This is a genomic window from Mesorhizobium sp. M0954 (genome assembly GCF_040319155.1).
Classification (GTDB): Bacteria; Pseudomonadota; Alphaproteobacteria; order Rhizobiales; family Rhizobiaceae; genus Mesorhizobium.
Window position 1 is genome coordinate 225,502 of sequence record NZ_JAMYNR010000008.1, and the last position, 19,499, is coordinate 245,000.

Below are 19,499 nucleotides of genomic sequence, written 5' to 3' on the forward strand. Positions count from 1 at the left end.
GTAAGCTTCAGACGGATGCCTTCTCCGCCAGCACCATGTAGTTGACGTCCATGTCCTTCGAGCGCTGCCAGCGGTCGGCGAGCGGGTTGTAGGTGACGCCGGTGCGGTCGATGACGGTCAGGCCGGCGCCGGCAAGCGCCTTTTCCAGTTCCTCGGGGCGCACCAGCTTGCCGAACTGGTGGGTGCCGCGTGGCAGCCAACGCAGCACATATTCGGCGCCGATGATGGCCAGCCCCAGGGCCTTCAGCGTGCGGTTGATGGTGGCGACGAACATGATGCCGCCGGGCTTTACCATCTCGCCGCATTTGGCCAGGAACAGATCGACATCGGCGACATGCTCGACCACTTCCATGTTGAGGATGACGTCGAATTTTTCGCCGGCATCGGCAAGGTCTTCCGCGGTCGTGGCGCGATAATCCACGCTCACGCCGACTTCCGCCGCATGCAGCTTGGCCACTTCGATGTTGGTGGCGGAGGCATCGGCGCCGACCACTTCGGCGCCAAGCCGCGCCATCGGCTCGCACAAGAGCCCGCCGCCGCAGCCGATGTCAAGGAAGCGCAGGCCTTCGAACGGCCGTGCCGCACGCGGATCGCGGCCGAAGCGGGCCGCCACCTGGTCGCGGATATAGGCAAGCCGGATCGGGTTGAACTTGTGCAACGGGCGGAACTTGCCGTTCGGGTTCCACCATTCGGCGGCAAGGGCGGAAAAGCGTTCCACCTCTCCGGCATCGATCGTCGATCGTCGGGGCTCAGGCATGGCGTGGTCTCCTCGGACGCTAGGAAGTCGGGCGCGAGGCTGCGAATGTCAAGGCGCGAAATTCACCGCCGGCGGTGCGATGCGCGCGATGCCTTCCGGCGCCGCCTTTTGCCGGCTGCATTTGTGTCAGCACGTGTCAGTTGATGGTGTGCCGGAAGGAAACGCCTAGGCTTTGGCGGACGAAGCAGAGACATCGGGTTCGGAGGAGTGCGCAATGATGCGAGCGGTTGCTTCCATTCTTTGGCGCCGGCTTGACCAGGAAGGCCACGACGCTTGCCTTCTGTCGGAAGCGAGTTCCGGGTGGAACCTCAGGGGACACGCGCTTTTCGTCCAGGACGGCGAGCCGTGCAGCATCGCCTACGAGGCGGACTGCGACGCCGATTGGCATACACGATCGGCGCGCGCCGACGGCTTTTTCGGCACGCAACAGCTGCATTACAGGATCGACCGGCTGACCGAGCGCCAATGGACGCTGAACGGCGAGCATCAAGCGGAAGTCGACGGTCTCATCGATGTCGATCTCGGCTTCACGCCCGCCACAAACCTTTTGGCGCTTCGCCGCTTTGCCCTCGATGTCGGTATGGCGACGCCCGCGCCGGCAGCCTATCTGACATTTCCCGAACTCAGGCTCGTTCGCCTCGAGCAAACCTATCAGCGCGTCGATGCTGCACATTACGCCTATGCCGCCCCGATGTTCGGCTACCACGAGACACTGGAGGTCTCGCCGCTCGGTTTCGTCCTCGACTATCCGCGCCTGTGGCAGGCCATCGTGCGGACGGGCTGAACCGCCCGCGTTGGGAGTGCAGCTGGCCGGTGTGGCTTAACGGCAAATTTACGATATTGGCGGTTTCTTAACGTTGGGTCAGTGTTTGGCATTTAGATTGCTGTCCGAGTAGGGGCAGCCCGGTGCGCATAAGAACCCAGATAGTCGCGACATTGTTCAGCGCCGTGGCCTTGATCGGCCTGGTCGGCGGCGTTGCGATCGTCTCGCAGATATCGCTGACCAAATCCGTGGCGCTGGCCGAGGCGACAAGCGTCGCACGGCAGCTGGCCGAAACTATTGCCTTCAGGGCGTCGGACGCGCCGCGTTCATTATTCGAGAGACCCGATGGGCTCCGCGAATTCGTGACTTTGCAGCACGGCCGCTCGAAACGCGATCTCGTCATCGTAGACAAAAACAAGGTTATTTTCGCCGACGTTCCGGGAGAAGAGCAAAATATCGGCACGACGTTCGACTACGATCCCGGCAATGAAATCGCCCGGACGATTGACGACGGCGTGCCGCGCAACTTCGTCGACGCCAGTGCCGACGTGGCCGATCCGATTGACCTGGTTGCGGTGCCGATCGAGGATGCACCCGGCAAGATCGTCGGCGCCGTCCTGTTCGAGTATACGCCGCTGCTGCGTGCCGCGCAGCAGCGCACGAACGATATGCTGTGGCTTGTGGGCCTGTGTACCGCGGCAGCCGTGCTGATCGCGGCGGCCTCCGCCTTCCTGTTGTTGCGAGGCTTCAGTAAAGGCCTTGCTGGTCTCAACCGCGGCATCGAATCGCTGGCGCGCGGCGACGCCGGGGCCCGTATCGGCCGCACCTCCGATGACGAGTTCGGACAGTTGGCGCAAGGGTTCGACACTATGGCCTCCGAAATCGAAGCCTCGCGCGCTCAACTTGTCGATCAGAAGGCCTACATCGAAGACATCGTCCAGACCGTTGCCGAAGGCATCGCCGTCATCGACGGCAAGGGTCAGGTCGTGTCCGTCAATCCGGCGGCAGCCGAGATCATCGGGCGGCGCAGCGACAAGGTCGTGGGGCAGGACTGGCAGTCGGCCCTGGATATCAGGGGGCCGTCGGGAGACAAGCCCGCGTCGGGAACATCTCCGGTCGAACTGGCCATGACCACCGGCCGCCGCCACCAGAATGAGGTGAGGCTGGCAAAGCCGGATGGGACCTCCTTGCCCGTGGTCGTCAGCTGCAATCCGCTCAACCGCGCCGATGGCGGCATCGTGCTGACGCTCAGCGACATCAGCGACCTGCGCAGTGCCGAGCGGGCGGTGCACGATCGTGCCGAAGAACTGGCGAGGCTCAATCGTGAACTGAAAGAGACATCGGAGGCCACGACCCGCCTGGTCAAGCTCGGCGAACTGCTTCAGGCCTGCGTCACTTTTCACGAGGCATTTTCCGTCGTCGGCTCCGCCATGCCTGATTTCTTCGGCGGATTGAGCGGAACCGTTCATCTGACCAGTGCGTCGCGCAACCTGGTGGAGGAGATGGCGCATTGGGGCACCATCCGGTCGAGCGTCGGCCAGTTCGGACCGGAAGATTGTTGGGCGCTGCGGCGCGGCCAGGAGCACGTCGCCGGTCCAGGCATGCTGACGCCGCGCTGCAACCACATCACCGAAAATGGCGGCCGCGGTTATGTCTGTATGCCTCTAGCAGCGCAGGGAGAGACACTTGGCATCCTGCATCTGTGCGAGCCGAATGCCGTTGACAAGCCGGAGTGGCTTGCCGAACGGCAGCAGATACTGCGTGGCGTCGTCGATACGCTGGCGTTGGCGCTTGCCAATCTGCGCCTGCGCGAGACGTTGCGGCAGCAGTCGATCCGGGATCCCAACACCGGGCTCTACAATCGCCGCTACCTTGAGGAGACCAGCAGCCGCGAGCTCAGGCGCCTGGAACGTGCCGAGCAGCCGCTGACGTTGATCATGCTCGACGTCGATCATTTCAAGCAGTTCAACGATACGTTCGGCCATGAAGCTGGGGATCTCGTCCTCAAGCAGGTGGCCGCCACGCTGGTCGACCATGTCAGGGAAAGCGACGTGGTTTCGCGCTACGGCGGCGAGGAATTTGCCTTGATGATGCCCGGAACGTCACTGGCCGATGGCGCCGATCGCGCCGAAGCTCTGCGAAAGGCGATCAAGCAGCTGCATGTCACGCATCGCGGCCGCACGCTCGGCACCATCACCGCGTCGTTCGGGGTCGCCGCCTTCCCGGAGCTCGGCGCCTCATGGGCGGAGATCGTCAATGCCGCGGATCGCGCTTTGTATCAGGCAAAGGCTGAGGGCCGTGACCGCGTCATCGCCGGAGCGGGTCTCGCCCGTGTCGAGCAGCAAAAGCCAAAACTCACCAAGAGCGTGGCTTGAAATCTGGTTGATGGACGGGGCAAGGCGACGGAATCCTCACCGCCTTGCGAAACCGCTATCATTTGGCTAAGGAGGCCGCGCATTGAGCGCCCGGCCACAGCTTGGCGCATTTTTCCGCTTTTCGGCCTCCGGTCCGGCATCCAGTCAAAGGCATTTCGCTTCTATGGCGCGCATCGTGATGAAATTCGGCGGAACCTCCGTCGCCGACATCGCCCGCATCCGCAATGTGGCGCGTCATGTCAAACGCGAGGTCGACGCCGGCCATGAGGTCGCCGTCGTGGTCTCGGCGATGTCCGGCAAGACCAACGAGCTCGTGCAATGGACGCGCGAGGCCTCGCCGATGCACGATGCGCGTGAATATGACGCCGTGGTCGCGTCCGGCGAGCAGGTCACTGCCGGCTTGCTGGCGATCGCGCTGCAGAATATCGGCGTGCATGCCCGCTCCTGGCAAGGCTGGCAGATCCCGATCAAGACCGACAACGCGCATGGCGCGGCGCGCATTCTCGATATCGACGGCGGATTCCTGATCAAGCGCTTCGGCGAAGGCCAGGTGGCGGTGGTCGCCGGTTTCCAAGGCATCGGGCCGGACAACCGGATCGCAACGCTCGGCCGCGGCGGTTCCGATACCAGCGCTGTCGCCATCGCGGCAGCGGTCAAGGCCGACCGCTGCGATATCTACACCGATGTCGACGGGGTCTACACGACCGATCCGCGCATCGAGCCGAAGGCGCGGCGGCTGGCCAAGATTTCGTTCGAGGAAATGCTCGAAATGGCCTCGCTCGGCGCCAAGGTCCTGCAGGTGCGCTCGGTCGAGCTTGCCATGGTGCACAGGGTGCGTACTTTCGTGCGGTCGTCCTTCGACGATCCCGACGCACCAGGAATGGGGGATTTGCTTAATCCGCCGGGAACGCTTATTTGCGACGAGGAAGAGATCGTGGAACAGCAGGTCGTCACCGGAATTGCCTACGCCAAGGACGAGGCGCAGATTTCGTTGCGCCGCGTCGGCGATCGGCCGGGCGTCGCCGCCGGCATTTTCGGGCCGCTGGCCGAGGCCAACATCAATGTCGACATGATCGTCCAGAATATCTCTGAGGACGGCAAGTTCACTGACATGACCTTCACCGTGCCATCCGGCGACGTCGACAAGGCGCTCGCCGTGCTCGAGCGGCTGAAGGCGACGATCGGCTACGACGTGGTGCAGTCGGAAGCCGGCATGTCGAAGGTCTCGGTCATCGGCATCGGCATGCGCAGCCATGCCGGCGTCGCCGCTACCGCCTTCAAGGCGCTTGCCGACCGCGCGATTAACATCCGCGCCATCACGACGTCCGAAATCAAGATTTCGATCCTGATCGACGGTCCCTATACGGAACTAGCAGTTCGCACTTTGCATTCCGTGTACGGTCTGGATAAGCAGTAGCGGACTGCAACGGCCCGAAAATCGGAATCGATTTTCGGAAGGCAGGATGCAGCGGATCGAAAATCTTGGAGCGGTCTTTATGCGTCCAATTGGACGATGGCGCTCTAATTGAGTTGTTGCGTTTGTGCCGCTGTGCAGGGCAACCTGCACCGGTTGAAATGCTATTGGAGGAAGAAGCCGCGATGCGTGATTCGGCCAGTGGCCCGCGCGTTTTGCTGAAACGGCTCCGCGAGCTCATGCAAGAGCCGCTGGAGCCGCAGGAGCGGCTTGACCGAATCGTGCGCGACATCGCCTCCAACATGGTTGCCGAGGTCTGCTCGCTCTATGTGCTGCGCGCCGATTCGGTGCTCGAACTCTACGCCACCGAAGGCCTGAACCCGAACGCCGTCCACCTGGCGCAGCTCAGGCTGGGCCAAGGTCTGGTCGGCACGATCGCGGCCTCGGCGCGGCCGCTCAACCTCTCCAATGCGCAGGAGCATCCTGCCTTCGCCTACCTGCCGGAGACAGGGGAAGAGATATACAATTCCTTCCTCGGCGTGCCGGTGCTGCGGGCAGGGCGGACACTCGGCGTCCTGGTCGTGCAGAACAAGACCATGCGCCATTATCGCGACGACGAGGTCGAGGCGCTGGAAACAACGGCGATGGTGATCGCCGAGATGATCGCCACCGGCGATCTGGAGCGGCTGACAAGGCCCGGCCTCGAGCTCGATCTGCGCCGCCCGGTAAGCTTTACCGGCCTGTCCTTCAACGAAGGCGTCGGTCTCGGCCATGTGGTGCTGCACGAGCCGCGCATCGTCGTCACCAATCTTTTCAACGAGGACAGCGAGGAAGAGGTCAGGCGGCTCGACGCGTCGCTCGGCTCGCTCAGGCTCTCCATCGACGACATGCTGGAGCGCCGCGACGTCGCCTTCGAGGGCGAGCATCGCCAGGTGCTCGAAGCCTATCGCATGTTCGCCAACGATCGCGGCTGGGTGCGCCGGCTCGAGGAGGCGATCCGCAACGGCCTGACGGCCGAAGCGGCGGTCGAAAAGGTGCAGAGCGACATGCGTGCCCGCATGCTGCACATGACCGATCCGTATCTGCGCGAACGGATGAGCGATTTCGACGATCTCGCCAATCGGCTGCTGCGGCAGCTGATGGGGCGCGGACCGGAGGACGTCGCGGCCTCGCTGCCCAAGGACGCCATCATCGTCGCCCGCTCGATGGGTGCTGCGGAGCTGCTCGATTATCCCAGGGACAAGCTGCGCGGGCTGGTGCTGGAGGACGGCGCCGCGACCAGCCATGTCGTCATTGTGGCGCGGGCCATGGGCATACCGGTCGCCGGCCAGATGAAGGGCGCCGTTTCCATGGCGGAAAACGGCGATGCCATCATCGTTGACGGCGAGGAAGGCGCTATCCATCTGCGCCCGCAGCCCGACCTCGAGGCGGCCTATGCCGAGAAAGTGCGCTTCAGGGCGCGGCGGCAGGAGGTCTACCGCGAACTGCGCAAGAAGCCGTCGGTGACCAAGGACGGGGTCCAGGTCGATCTTCTGATGAATGCCGGGCTGGCGGTCGATCTGCCGCAACTGGCCGAAGCGGGTGCGGCCGGCATCGGCCTGTTCCGCACAGAGCTGCAATTCATGGTCGCTTCGACCTTTCCGCGCGCCGAAGCCCAAGAGCGGCTCTATCGTGACGTGCTCGAGGCGGCGCGCGACAAGCCGGTGACGTTCCGCACCATCGATATCGGCGGCGACAAGGTGCTGCCCTATTTCAAGGGCTCGATCCAGGAGGAAAATCCGGCGCTCGGCTGGCGGGCCATCCGCCTGACGCTCGACCGGCCTGGATTGCTGCGCACCCAGATCCGCGCGCTGCTCAAGGCGTGCGGCGGGCGCGAACTGAAGCTGATGCTGCCAATGGTGACGGAACTCGGCGAGATCGCGCAGGCGCGCGAGATCATCGATCGCGAGGTGCGGCATCTGTCGCGCTTTGCCCATCATTTGCCGACCAGCCTGAAGCTTGGGGCGATGCTGGAGGTGCCGTCGTTGCTGTTCCAGCTCGACGAACTGATGAAGGCGGTCGATTTCGTCTCGGTCGGCTCGAACGACCTGTTCCAGTTCGTCATGGCGGTGGATCGCGGCAACACCCAATTGTCCGACCGCTTCGACCCGCTCTCGACGCCGTTCCTGCGCGTCCTGAAGCAGATTGCCGACGCCGGGGCGCGCAACCAGACGCCGGTGACCTTGTGCGGCGAACTTGCCGGCAAGCCGATCTCGGCGATGGCGCTGATCGGCCTTGGCTATCGCTCGATCTCGATGTCTCCGGCATCGATCGGCCCGGTCAAGGCGATGCTGACGGAACTGCCGCTCAGCGAACTGGAAGCGTTCTTCGACGATAATCTGATGGCGCCGGCGCATGGCCTGCCGATGCGGGCGCTGCTGCAAGCCTTTGCCGACGACCGCTCTATACCGCTATAGACTTCGCCATGATCAACCTGCCCCGCGACCGTATGGATCAAGTCGTCAAGCGTTTCGACATGCTCGAAGCGCAGATGTCGGCCGGGCCAGCGCCGGACGCCTATGTCAGGATGGCCTCCGAATATGCCGATATCCAGGAGATGGTGGCAAAGATCAGGGCACTGCGCGCCGCGGAGCACGAACAGGGCGATCTGGAGGCGATGCTCGCCGACAAGGGCACCGACGCCGAGATGCGCGCCTTGGCCGAGGCCGACCTGCCGGAGGTCAAGCATCGCATCGAGGCGCTGCAGAAGGACATCCAGATACTGCTGTTGCCCAAGGATGCCGCCGACGACAAGAACGCCATCCTCGAGATCCGCGCCGGCACCGGCGGCGACGAGGCGGCGCTTTTCGCCGGCGACCTGTTTCGCATGTACGAGCGCTATGCCGCGGCGCATGGCTGGCGTTTCGAGACGGTGTCGGCCAGCGAGGGTGAGGTCGGCGGCTACAAGGAAATCATCGCCACCGTTTCGGGCAAGGGCGTCTTTGCCCATCTGAAGTTCGAATCCGGCGTGCACCGGGTGCAGCGCGTGCCGACGACCGAGGCGGGCGGACGCATTCATACCTCGGCGGCGACGGTCGCGGTGCTGCCGGAAGCCGAAGAAGTCGACATCGACATCAGGGCCGAAGACATCCGCATCGACACGATGCGCGCCTCGGGTTCCGGCGGCCAGCACGTCAACACCACCGATTCGGCCGTGCGCATCACCCATCTTCCGACCGGCATCATGGTGGTGCAGGCGGAAAAGTCGCAGCACCAGAACCGGGCGAAGGCCATGCAGATCCTGCGCGCCAGGCTCTACGACCTCGAGCGCAGCAAGGCGGACGAGGAACGTTCCGAATCGCGCAAGTCGCAGGTCGGCTCGGGCGACCGCTCGGAACGCATCCGCACCTATAATTTTCCGCAGGGTCGCGTCACCGATCATCGTATCAACCTGACGCTCTATAAGCTCGACCGGGTGATGATGGGCGAACTCGACGAGATCATCGACGCGCTGATCGCCGATCACCAGTCGAAGCTGCTCGCCGATATCGGCATCGATGGCTGACAGCCTGCCCGCCACGCTGGCGCCGCTGCTGCGGGAAGCGCGAAACCGGCTCACCGCAGCCGGGATCGCGGATCCGGCGCTCGATGCCAGGCTGATCGTCGAGCATTTTTCCGGCACCAGTCGCACGCAGGCCATCGCCGATCCCGGGCGCGCTGTCGATACGGACGTGACGGCGGTAATCGAAGCCGCCTTGCGGCGGCGCATCGCTGGCGAGCCGGTACACCGAATCCTTGGCTACCGCGAATTCTACGGCTTGCGCCTTTCGCTTTCGCCGCAAACGCTGGAGCCGCGGCCGGATACCGAAACGCTGGTCGAGGCTATACTGCCCTTCGTCAAGGCAGTGGCGGCACGCGAGGGCTGCTGCCGCATCCTCGATCTAGGGACCGGTACCGGTGCCATCGCGCTGGCGCTGCTCAGCGCCGTTCCGGCCGCGACCGCCACCGGCGTTGACATTTCGCAGGAGGCGCTGGCCACAGCCATGCGTAATGCCGGGGAATTGGGGCTCGCCGGCCGGTTCACGCCGCTCAAATCCGACTGGTTTGAAAAAGTTTCTGGCCGGTACCATGTAATTGTCGCAAACCCTCCCTATATACCCTCAGACGACATTGGAAATCTGCAGGACGAGGTCCGCGGTTTCGATCCACGCCAGGCCCTCGATGGCGGTGTGGACGGTCTGAGCCCCTACAGGAAGATCGCCGCGGGAGCGGCAGCGTATTTGGAAGTCCAAGGCAGGATTGCGGTCGAGATCGGCCATACGCAGCACCAACAGGTTACGGAGATATTCTCCGCGGCCGGGTACCGTTCGGTCGGGGTGTTTCGTGATCTCGGCGGAAACGACAGAGTTCTTGTGTTCGAACGGTGAAAGCCGTGATGCAGTGCGAAAAAAGCGCTTGGCAATACCGGGGAATGCGGCTAGGGTCGCCTTAACCGGATGAGACGAAGCAGGCAGTGCTCTTAGCGATTCGGTTTTCCTTGGAAATAGCTGCCTTCTTGCGCAAACGACGCCCAAGCTTCGTGCGGGAATCGTCCGGCAAGTGAAGTAACCGGAACAGGATGGCACGTGGCGCCAACGCAATTGATGCGGGCGAACGCCGGTGAAGGAACGAAACGGCTGGCCGCATGAGCGCCTCCGTTCGTGAAGAGTTTTTCGAAAATTTCAAAGTGAAGAGAGTCTAATGAGGCCACAACAGCAAAACAGGCGCATGCGCGGTCGCAACAACAATGGCGGCGGCGGCAACAACAATAACAACAACAACCGTAAGGGGCCTAATCCCCTGACGCGCAACTACGAGAGCAACGGCCCGGACGTGAAGATCCGCGGATCGGCTCAGCAGATTGCCGAGAAGTACGCAACCCTTGCCCGTGACGCGCAAAGCTCCGGCGACCGGGTGATGGCGGAAAACTATCTCCAGCATGCAGAGCACTATAACCGCATCATCGCAGCCGCTCAGGCGCAGATGCCGATCCAGAACGCGCAGCAGAATCGCGATGATTTCGACGATGACGGCGACGAGGATCGCGACGAGTTCGACAATGCCGGCAACAACAATGCCAACGAGACGTCGGGTTCGGCGGCCAATCACGGTGCCGGCCCGCAGCCGGTCATCGATGGCACGCCGGCCGAGCTGGCTCTGAACCAGGAAAACAGCCGCGACAATCGGGGCGGCCGCGACAACCGTGAAGGCCGCGACAACAATGGCGGACGCCACCGCGACCGTCGCCCCAATGGCGGTTACGGCCAGAACGGCCAGCGCGGCGAGTATGGCGCGCGCGGCGAGCAGGGTGGCCAGCGCGCCGAACAGCCACGGCGCGACGAGACGCCGGCGCAGGCGGAGCCCGTGCCGGCCGCTGGGCCGGTCTTTGTGAGCGAGCCCGCACCGCAATTCGACAACCTTTCGCCGGCGGGTCTCGCCGCCCAGGCCGAGCTCAACGAAGCCGCGGCCGAAAACAGCCCGGCCCGCCGCCCCAGGCGTCCGCGTCGCCCGCGCCTCGATGTCGAACAGGCAAATGGCGGCAACGACAACGCCGGCCCTGACAGTGCCGAGACTGGCAGTGCCGAGACAAGCAGTGCCGAGACAAGCAATGCCGAGACTGGCAATACCGACGCTGGCAATGTCGATGCAGCGCCGGCTGAAGGCCCCGACGGTCAAGCTGTGATCGCAGACGTCGAGAATTGATCGGAAAAACGTTCAGTCGATCTTAGCGCATCCTTTACCCCAGGCGGCGGAGAGAAATCTCCGCCGTTTTTGCTTTGCGCGCTCGGAATATTATGCATTCGCCAGTGTCGAGGCGTCTTGAGGGTCCGTGGTTTGCGTCCCATATCTTGCGTGAACAGGATCCGGCTCGAACGGGCGGGTCCGTCACCGCAATCTGATCCGGTGCCGCGAAGCGGGCCGGTGACGGAAGGAGACAGGCATGAATCTTGAAAAATATTCCGAGCGCGTGCGCGGCTTTATCCAGTCCGCACAAACCATGGCGCTTTCCCGCAATCACCAGCAATTCACCCCCGAGCATATCCTCAAGGTCCTTGTCGATGACGACGAGGGCCTGGCTGCGTCGCTGATCGAGCGCGCCGGCGGCAATGTCCGTGACGTCAAGCTCGGCGTCGAAACGGCACTGGAGGCAATGCCCAAGGTCGAGGGCGGCAATGGCCAGCTCTATCTGGCGCAGCCGCTGGCAAAGGTGTTTTCGACCGCCGAGGAACTGGCCAAGAAGGCCAGTGACAGCTTCGTTACCGTCGAACGGCTATTGCAGGCGCTGGCCATGGAAAAATCGGCCAAGACCGCCGACATCCTGTCCAAGGCGGGTGTCACGCCGCAGGCGCTGAACCAGGTCATCAACGACGTACGCAAAGGTCGCACTGCCGATTCGGCGAGCGCCGAGCAGGGCTACGACGCGCTGAAGAAATACGCGCGCGACCTGACGGCGGACGCCCGCGCGGGCAAGCTCGATCCGGTCATCGGCCGCGACGACGAAATCCGCCGCACCATCCAGGTGCTGTCGCGCCGCACCAAGAACAACCCAGTGCTGATCGGCGAACCCGGCGTCGGCAAGACGGCGATCGCCGAAGGGCTGGCGCTGCGCATCGTCAATGGCGATGTGCCGGAATCGCTCAAGGACAAGCAGCTGATGGCCCTCGACATGGGGTCGCTGATCGCCGGCGCCAAATACCGCGGCGAGTTCGAGGAGCGGCTGAAGGCGGTGCTTTCCGAAGTCACGTCTGCCGCCGGCGGCATCATTCTGTTCATCGACGAGATGCACACGCTTGTCGGTGCCGGCAAGGCGGATGGCGCCATGGACGCGTCGAATCTGCTGAAGCCGGCGCTCGCCCGCGGCGAACTGCATTGTGTCGGCGCAACCACGCTCGACGAATACCGCAAGCATGTCGAGAAGGATGCGGCCCTTGCCCGCCGCTTCCAGCCGGTCTTCGTCAATGAGCCGACGGTCGAAGACACTGTCTCGATCCTGCGCGGCCTGAAAGAGAAATACGAGCAGCACCACAAGGTGCGCATCTCGGATTCGGCACTGGTCGCGGCCGCAACCCTGTCCAACCGCTACATCGCTGACCGCTTCCTGCCGGACAAAGCGATCGACCTGGTCGACGAGGCCGCGTCGCGGCTCCGCATGCAGGTCGATTCGAAGCCCGAGGCGCTGGACGAGATCGACCGCCGCATCATGCAGCTCAAGATCGAGCGCGAGGCGCTGAAGGTCGAGAAGGACGATGCCTCGAAGGACCGGCTCGCGCGGCTCGAGAAGGAACTCTCGAACCTCGAGGAGGAATCGACCGAGCTGACCTCGAAATGGCAGGCCGAGAAGCAGAAGCTCGGGCTTGCCGCCGACCTCAAGAAACAGCTCGACGAGGCGCGCAACGAACTTGCCATCGCCCAGCGCCAAGGTGAATTCCAGCGCGCCGGCGAACTTGCTTACGGCAAGATCCCGGAACTCGAAAAGCAGCTGAAGCAGGCCGAAGCCAGGGATGGCAAGGCCGGCATGGTCGAAGAAGTGGTCGGCCCCGATCACGTCGCCCATATCGTCTCGCGCTGGACGGGGATCCCGGTCGACAAGATGCTGGAAGGCGAGCGCGACAAGCTGTTGCGCATGGAAGACGAGGTCGGCAAGCGCGTCGTCGGCCAAGGCGAGGCGGTGCAGGCAGTGTCGAAAGCGGTGCGCCGGGCCCGCGCGGGTCTGCAGGACCCGAACCGGCCGCTCGGCTCGTTCATGTTCCTCGGGCCGACGGGCGTCGGCAAGACCGAATTGACCAAGGCGCTGGCCAGCTTCCTGTTCGACGACGAGAGCGCCATGGTGCGCATCGACATGTCGGAGTTCATGGAGAAGCACTCGGTCGCCCGGCTGATCGGCGCGCCTCCCGGCTATGTCGGCTATGAGGAAGGCGGCGCGCTGACCGAAGCGGTGCGGCGCCGGCCCTATCAGGTCGTGTTGTTCGACGAGATCGAGAAGGCGCATCCTGATGTCTTCAACGTGCTGCTGCAGGTGCTCGACGACGGCCGGCTGACCGACGGGCAGGGCCGCACGGTCGACTTCCGCAACACGCTGATCATCATGACGTCCAATCTCGGCGGCGAATATCTGGTCAATCTCGGCGAGGACCAGGATGTCGACGTCGTGCGCGACGAGGTGATGAATGTCGTCAGGGCTTCGTTCCGGCCGGAATTCCTCAACCGCATCGACGAGGTGATCCTGTTCCACCGGCTGCGCCGCCAGGATATGGGCCAGATCGTCCAAATCCAGCTCAAGCGGCTGGAAAACCTGCTTGTTGACCGCAAGATATCGCTTTCGCTAGATCAGGAGGCGATCGACTGGCTGGCGGCCAAGGGTTACGACCCGGCCTATGGCGCGCGGCCGCTGAAGCGGGTGATGCAGAAGGAATTGCAGGACCCCCTGGCGGAAAAGATCCTGCTCGGCGAGATCCTCGACGGCTCAACTGTCAAGGTCACCGCCGGCTCCGACCGCTTGAACTTCCGCTCGAAGCCCGCGGTCGTGGCAACCGAGGCAGCCGCCTGAGCTCAAGCCAAAAGCCTGTTCCATCCCGATCGAATCGGGATGGAATTCCTATCTTCAATCTCGACCATGATCCTTTCCGAAAAACCGGCATACCCTTTTGTTACGCCGGCCTTCGGTTCATGGTCCAACATCACTGGCGGGGCGCAGATGACGCTGGACGACTATAACAGCTTCTGCGCCTCGCTGCCTTCGGCGACCCATGTCGTGCAGTGGGGCGGCGCCCATGTCTGGAAGGTCGGCGGCAAGGTCTTCGCGATCGGCGGCTGGAGTGAGGGCAAGGAGCCGTTCGTTACCTTCAAATGCTCCGACATCGCCTATGACGTGCTGAGGGAGCAGCCGGGCCTTCGGCCCGCGCCCTATCTTGCCTCACGCGGCATGAAATGGATCCAGCGCCAGACCGGCGAAAGCATGGATGATGGCGCGCTGAAGGATTACCTGCGCGAAAGCCACCGTCTTGTCGTGCTGAAGCTGACGAAGCAGGCGCGCAAGGAATTGGGACTCGCTGCCGGTTAATCGGTCAGAAATCCGCCATCTTCATGCCCGGTTCATATTGGAACCTTATCGTTGGCAACTGATTTGCTGGCGAAGGGGTTCGCCTACCACATCGGCCCGAAATCGAGTTTTGATTTTCGCAAAGCACGATGCGGAGATTTAAAGCGTTAGAGCGTCCTTTGCGCGTCGAAAAAGACGCGCGGCGCTTTGAAGAGACAATGCCGGCGGCGGCAATTACGGACCGGAGAATTTGGCCATCATGTTGCGCACCATCTTCACCCTTTCAGCGCTTGCTGCCGGGCTGCTGGCGTCGAATGCGATGGCCTCGCCAATAGTGGATACCGCGCCACGGGTGGTTCGTGCCGCCAATGGCGGCGGCATTCTTGTCGCCCAGAACGGCAATCTCGACATCTATTACGACGCCAGGGGAAACCGCGTCATCGTCGATGCGGAGACCGGCAAGGTTATCGCCATCCAGCCGCCGCAGACCAGGCTCGACCGCCGTGCCTTGCGCCGCGAGCGCTTGCGCAATCTCGGACCGGTCGAGGACGACCGCTATTATCTCGACGACCCGCAGGACATGGCGCGCTACCGCCGCAGGCAGTTGGAAGACGAGGGCAGGATCATCGTGCCGCCGGCCGACGACTACGATCTTAATGGCGACAATTCGGTGGAAGCCTTCCCCGAAGCGCCACGGGATGACGGCTACGGCAATGGTTATCCGGAGGCAAAGCCGCGCACCATCGAGCGCCAGCCGCCGCTCAACGAGGCCTCGATCGAGCCGGTCGAGCCGACGGTGCCGAACGAGCAGGCGGCCTTACCGCCAGACACAGCCCCGCCGCCAAGCACTGGCGGCAAGACGGCGGTCGACCCGTCGCTTGCGCTCGGCGCCCGCGAGGACGTGGCGGCACTGCAGGTGCTGCTCGACCGTGCCGGTGCATCGCCCGGCGTCATCGACGGACGCTTCGGCTCGAATGTCGACAAGGCGCTCGCCGCCTATAATGAGATCACCGGCAGCAATCTGAAATCGACCGACGCAATCGGCATCCAGGCGGCCCTGGCGCAATCCGGCGGCGATGCCTTCGCCTCATATACGATCACGCCCGAGGATGCGGCCGGTCCCTATGTCGCCTCGATACCGGAGGACTACAGCCAAAAGGCCCAGCTCGATCGGATGGGCTACACGTCGGTACCCGAAGCGCTGGCCGAGCGCTTCCATATGGATGAAACCTATCTGAACAAGCTCAATCCGGACGCCAATTTCAATCGTCCGGGCACCATCATCAAGGTCGCCAATTTCGGCAGGCTGGTGGCGACGCCGGTGGCGCGCATCATCGCCGACAAGTCCAATAAGCAGGTCCGCGCCTATGATGCGGCGGGCAAGCTGGTCGCAGCCTATCCGGCGACTATCGGCTCGTCCGACACGCCGTCGCCGTCCGGCACGCATGCGGTGTCGCGTGTCGCATTGGACCCGAACTACACCTACAACCCGAACATCAATTTCAAGCAGGGCGAAAACGACAGGATCCTGACCATCCCGCCGGGGCCGAACGGCCCGGTCGGCTCGGTCTGGATTGCGCTGGACAAGCCGACCTACGGCATCCACGGCACGCCGGATCCGTCCAAGATCGGCAAGACCGAAAGCCATGGCTGCGTGCGGCTGACCAATTGGGACGCGCGCGAGCTTGCCAAGATCGTGACGCCCGGCGTTATCGTGGAGTTCGTCGACTAAAGCGCAACGCCCGCGCCCGGATCACCCGATGACCTTGCGCAGCAGTGGCGCGCGCGGCGCTGCGGCATAGATCAGCTGCACCACCAGGATGAAGCCGACGCTGAGCAACGGGCTGATCAGGCAGAGAGCAGCGCCGACGGCCCACAGGATCTGTGCCTTGACGATGCGCAGATAGACCGTTCGGGTGGTCTCCGCGTCGACACCTTCGGCCAGAAATCCGTTTTTGTCCGCGTAGCGCCAACTGGCGAGCAGCGTCAGTCCGAGCATCAAAAGATTGAACCAGTAGGCGAGCACCGCAGTCCTGAATTCGAGGAAGTCGGCGAGAAGGTCGGTCGAGAACGGCAGCAAGGCGATGAAGCCGAGGAAGCAGAGGTTCAGCGTGGCAAGCCGCCGGTCGGATTTTGCAATCAGCCCGTGTTGCGCCTGCTGGCCGAACCAGAAGATGGTCAGCGTCAGGAAGCTGAGCGCATAGGTCAGGAAGCGCGGCGCCAGTGCTGTGATCGCTGTGATCAACTCGCGTTCGGAATGCACCGTTTCATGCGCCGGCACCCTGATCTCGAGAACGATCAGGGTGAGCGCGATGGCGAACACGCCGTCGGTGATGCCGACGACGCGCCCGCGTCCTTCCGCCGAGGGTTCGAGCGGCCGTTTCATACGGTATTTCCCCCTTGTCTGTAGCGCTGCGAGAAGCTTAGCACGGCACTTGCCGTTTGCACCCTGAGCGGCGTGATCCTGCCTGTGTGGCCGGTTGGGCCTGGTTTCAACGAGAACAGTCTGCTGGCCGGTTGTCGCCGGCGCGCCGGCGATCTAGGTAAGGCGGCATGCACACGCCAACCAAAGTCGGTACCGGCGCCGTTCCCCTGACCGGCTCACTTCCCGCCGATACGTTCTGTCCGCAGGCGCAGCGGCGGTTCGTGCTGATCGCCGCGATCCTGGCTTCTGCGCTCGGCTTCATCGACGGGTCGGTCCTGGCCATTGCGACGCCGGCGATCCGCGTCGACCTCGGCGCCAGCCTCGCCGAGGCACAATGGATTTCCAATGCCTACGCATTGACGCTCTCAGCCCTCATTCTCGTCGGCGGCGCCGCCGGCGATCGCTTCGGCCTGCGCCACTCCTTCGTCGCCGGCATCGTCCTGTTCATTGCCGCCTCGCTTGCCTGCGCGCTGGCGCCTAACCCGGCGGTGCTTATTGCGTTTCGGGCTATCCAGGGTGTCGGAGCGGCCATCATGGTGCCGGGCAGCCTGGCCATTATCGCCAAAGCCTATCCGAAAAAGGAACGCGGCCGGGCGATCGGCATCTGGGCCGCAGCATCAGCACTGACGACGGCGCTCGGCCCGGTGCTGGGCGGCTTCGTGCTGTCGGCGTTCGGCGACGGCATCTGGCGGGCGATCTTCGCCATCAATCTGCCGCTCGGCCTTATCTCGGTCTATCTTCTGCTGGCCAAGGTCCCTGCCGACGCGCCGGTGGAAAAGCGCAGCCTCGATCTCGGCGGCGCTGCACTCGCCATATTGGCGTTCGGAGCTCTCGCTTACGGTCTGACCTCGATCAGTGGCGACGGGGAGGGGCTGATGTCCGGCCCGAGTATTGCCGCCGGTGCGGTTTTGCTCGTCGTGTTCATCGTCTTCGAGCGCCGGCGGCGCGAGCCGATGATCGATCTGTCGTTGTTTCGGATCGGCGCGTTCGCGGGCGCCAATGTGGCTACCTTCTTCCTTTATTTTGCGCTGTCGGCCAATCTGTTCTATCTGCCGATGCTCATGATCGCCGGATGGGGGCTGAGCGCGGCCGAGGTCGGTTTCATCTTCTTGCCGCTTTCGGCATTGATCGCAGTGTTGTCCGGACCGGTCGGCCAGTGGTCCGACCGCATCGGGCCTCGCTTTCCGATCTCCAGCGGCAGTCTGGTTGTGGCTCTTGCCTTTGCCGGACTTGCCTTGCTGGCCTATTGGGGCATCCACAATTTCTGGATCGGGGTATTCCCGCTGATGGCATTGATGGGGCTCGGCATGGCGCTGGTGGTAGCGCCGCGGTCGACCGCCGTCATGACGGCGGTCGAGGACAAGGATACGGGTGCGGCCTCGGGCATCAACAACGCCGTCTCGCGCATCGGCGGCCTGATTGCCGTGGCGGCGATGGGATCGCTGGCGGCCTGGGTCTATGCTGGCGTGCTCGGCACCGCTGCCGGCTCCGGCATTCCGGGTTTCGGCGAACCGCCGCCAGCCGGCCTGGCGCCCGGCCTCGATGCGGCACGACTTGCCGCCAGCGACGCGGCATTCGCCGCCGTTGCCGCGGTGACCGCGGTGCTTTGCCTGCTTTCGGCAATCGCCGCGTGGACGACGGTTTCCGGCGAGCGGCTGCCATGGGCGCGCGACACGGCGAATCAGCACGGCTGACGACGAAAAACGTCGGCTCAGCCTTCGATCTTGGCGCTCGCGACCTTCAACTGGTTGCTGTCTTCCTGCTTGAGCAGGTCGTCGATGCGTTCGCGCTCGCGCTTGAAGGCGACGAGGTCGTCGCCCTTCAGCGTCTTGCCGACCGGTAGGCGGACGCGCATCGAATCGACCTTTGTGCCGTTGACGATCAGTTCGTAATGAAGATGCGGACCGGTGGAGAGGCCGGTTGAGCCGAGATAGCCGATAACCTGACCCTGGCGAACGCGAACACCCGGCTCGATGCCTTTGGCAAAGGCGCTCTGGTGATTGTAGGACGTCTCGTAGCCATTGGCGTGACGCAAGATGATCTGCTTGCCATAGCCACCGGCCCAGCCGGCTTTTTCGACGACGCCATTGCCCGCGGCAATGATCGGCGATCCCACGGGAGCTGCCCAGTCGGTGCCGGTATGCATTTTCACATACCCCAAAATGGGGTGGCGCCTGGCACCGAACCCTGACGTAAATCGGCCATTGGGCAACGGATTGCGCAGCAGAAACTGCTCGGCGCTGCTACCATTTTCGTCGAAGTAGTCGGTGCTGCCGTCCTGCATCTGGAAACGGTAGAAATTTCGCGTCGTGCCGCCGAAAGTCGCGGAGACGTAAAGCAGCTCGGATTCGTCAGACGCCTGGTCGTCGCCATCGGGCTGCGAGAACAGCACCTCGATGCGGTCCGTGGGATTGAGGCGCGACTGAAAGTCGACACTGGATGCCAGCAACTTGATCAGTCGTTGCGTCATCGCCTTGGACATGCCGTAGGAATAGGCGGTGCGGTAGATGCCGTCATAGACGTTCGGCAGATTGCCGCGCACTACGGGCGCAGGCGAATCGTCGAACGCCGTCAGCAATTCGGGATTTGGCTCCGGCTCCTGCGCCGGCACGTACTGGTCGTGGTCGTCGAGTGCGATGGTGACGATGTGCTGGGTCCTGTCGTACACGCTGGTGCGAACGATCTTGGCGGCGTCGCCATGGACCTC

The 19,499-nt window shown here is 63.5% G+C and carries 14 protein-coding genes (1 of these 14 running past the window's edge); 11 read left to right on the forward strand and 3 right to left on the reverse strand.

The window, feature by feature from the left end:
* Positions 1 to 7: 7 nt before the first annotated feature.
* Complete coding sequence (ubiG, locus tag NKH93_RS13940) at positions 8 to 757, reverse strand: bifunctional 2-polyprenyl-6-hydroxyphenol methylase/3-demethylubiquinol 3-O-methyltransferase UbiG (protein ID WP_254816707.1); 750 nt, start codon at positions 755 to 757, stop codon at positions 8 to 10.
* Positions 758 to 971: 214 nt separating this feature from the next.
* Between ubiG and NKH93_RS13945 the strand changes: the two genes are divergently transcribed.
* The 10 genes from NKH93_RS13945 to NKH93_RS13990 all read left to right on the forward strand — a co-directional run bounded on the left by NKH93_RS13945 (position 972) and on the right by NKH93_RS13990 (position 16,099).
* On the forward strand, positions 972 to 1,541 hold the full coding sequence (locus NKH93_RS13945) for a putative glycolipid-binding domain-containing protein (RefSeq protein WP_352542483.1): 570 nt from the start codon (positions 972 to 974) through the stop codon (positions 1,539 to 1,541).
* A 122-nt stretch (positions 1,542 to 1,663) separates the two neighbouring features.
* Positions 1,664 to 3,895: a sensor domain-containing diguanylate cyclase gene (locus NKH93_RS13950; protein WP_352970627.1), complete on the forward strand. Its 2,232-nt coding sequence runs from the start codon at positions 1,664 to 1,666 to the stop codon at positions 3,893 to 3,895.
* A 163-nt stretch (positions 3,896 to 4,058) separates the two neighbouring features.
* Positions 4,059 to 5,312 carry an aspartate kinase gene (locus NKH93_RS13955; RefSeq protein WP_352471486.1) on the forward strand — a complete coding sequence of 418 codons (1,254 nt, stop codon included), beginning with the start codon at positions 4,059 to 4,061 and terminating at the stop codon, positions 5,310 to 5,312.
* Positions 5,313 to 5,494: 182 nt separating this feature from the next.
* Positions 5,495 to 7,765 carry a phosphoenolpyruvate--protein phosphotransferase gene (gene ptsP / locus NKH93_RS13960; RefSeq protein ID WP_352471315.1) on the forward strand — a complete coding sequence of 757 codons (2,271 nt, stop codon included), beginning with the start codon at positions 5,495 to 5,497 and terminating at the stop codon, positions 7,763 to 7,765.
* A gap of 8 nt (positions 7,766 to 7,773) precedes the next feature.
* A complete protein-coding gene (prfA, locus tag NKH93_RS13965; protein ID WP_352471314.1) occupies positions 7,774 to 8,853 on the forward strand; it encodes a peptide chain release factor 1 in 1,080 nt (359 codons plus the stop codon).
* A complete protein-coding gene (gene prmC / locus NKH93_RS13970) occupies positions 8,846 to 9,715 on the forward strand; it encodes a peptide chain release factor N(5)-glutamine methyltransferase (protein WP_352471313.1) in 870 nt (289 codons plus the stop codon). The genes prfA and prmC overlap by 8 nt, the downstream gene beginning before the upstream one ends.
* A gap of 340 nt (positions 9,716 to 10,055) precedes the next feature.
* Entirely contained in the window at positions 10,056 to 11,030 is a 975-nt protein-coding gene (locus NKH93_RS13975) for a DUF4167 domain-containing protein (RefSeq protein ID WP_352922418.1), read from the forward strand.
* A 238-nt stretch (positions 11,031 to 11,268) separates the two neighbouring features.
* Positions 11,269 to 13,875, forward strand: a complete 2,607-nt coding sequence (clpB, locus tag NKH93_RS13980) for an ATP-dependent chaperone ClpB (RefSeq protein ID WP_352471310.1) — start codon at positions 11,269 to 11,271, stop codon at positions 13,873 to 13,875.
* 147 nt (positions 13,876 to 14,022) lie between these two features.
* Positions 14,023 to 14,388, forward strand: a complete 366-nt coding sequence (locus NKH93_RS13985; RefSeq protein ID WP_352456638.1) for an MmcQ/YjbR family DNA-binding protein — start codon at positions 14,023 to 14,025, stop codon at positions 14,386 to 14,388.
* 238 nt (positions 14,389 to 14,626) lie between these two features.
* A complete protein-coding gene (locus NKH93_RS13990) occupies positions 14,627 to 16,099 on the forward strand; it encodes a L,D-transpeptidase family protein (RefSeq protein ID WP_352471309.1) in 1,473 nt (490 codons plus the stop codon).
* A gap of 21 nt (positions 16,100 to 16,120) precedes the next feature.
* On the opposite strand, the gene NKH93_RS13995 is transcribed toward NKH93_RS13990, so the two are convergent.
* On the reverse strand, positions 16,121 to 16,753 hold the full coding sequence (locus NKH93_RS13995) for a TMEM175 family protein (RefSeq protein ID WP_352471308.1): 633 nt from the start codon (positions 16,751 to 16,753) through the stop codon (positions 16,121 to 16,123).
* A gap of 167 nt (positions 16,754 to 16,920) precedes the next feature.
* Here NKH93_RS13995 and NKH93_RS14000 point away from each other — a divergent pair, with 167 nt between their 5' ends.
* Positions 16,921 to 18,486, forward strand: coding sequence for an MFS transporter (locus NKH93_RS14000; RefSeq protein WP_352970630.1), 1,566 nt, complete (start codon positions 16,921 to 16,923; stop codon positions 18,484 to 18,486).
* A 17-nt stretch (positions 18,487 to 18,503) separates the two neighbouring features.
* Here the strand turns inward: NKH93_RS14000 and NKH93_RS14005 are convergent, their stop codons facing one another.
* On the reverse strand, positions 18,504 to 19,499 hold the 3' portion of the coding sequence (locus tag NKH93_RS14005; RefSeq protein WP_352475052.1) for a M23 family metallopeptidase. It continues 963 nt past the right edge of the window; only the last 996 of its 1,959 coding nucleotides appear in the window; its start codon lies off the right edge, out of view; the stop codon is at positions 18,504 to 18,506.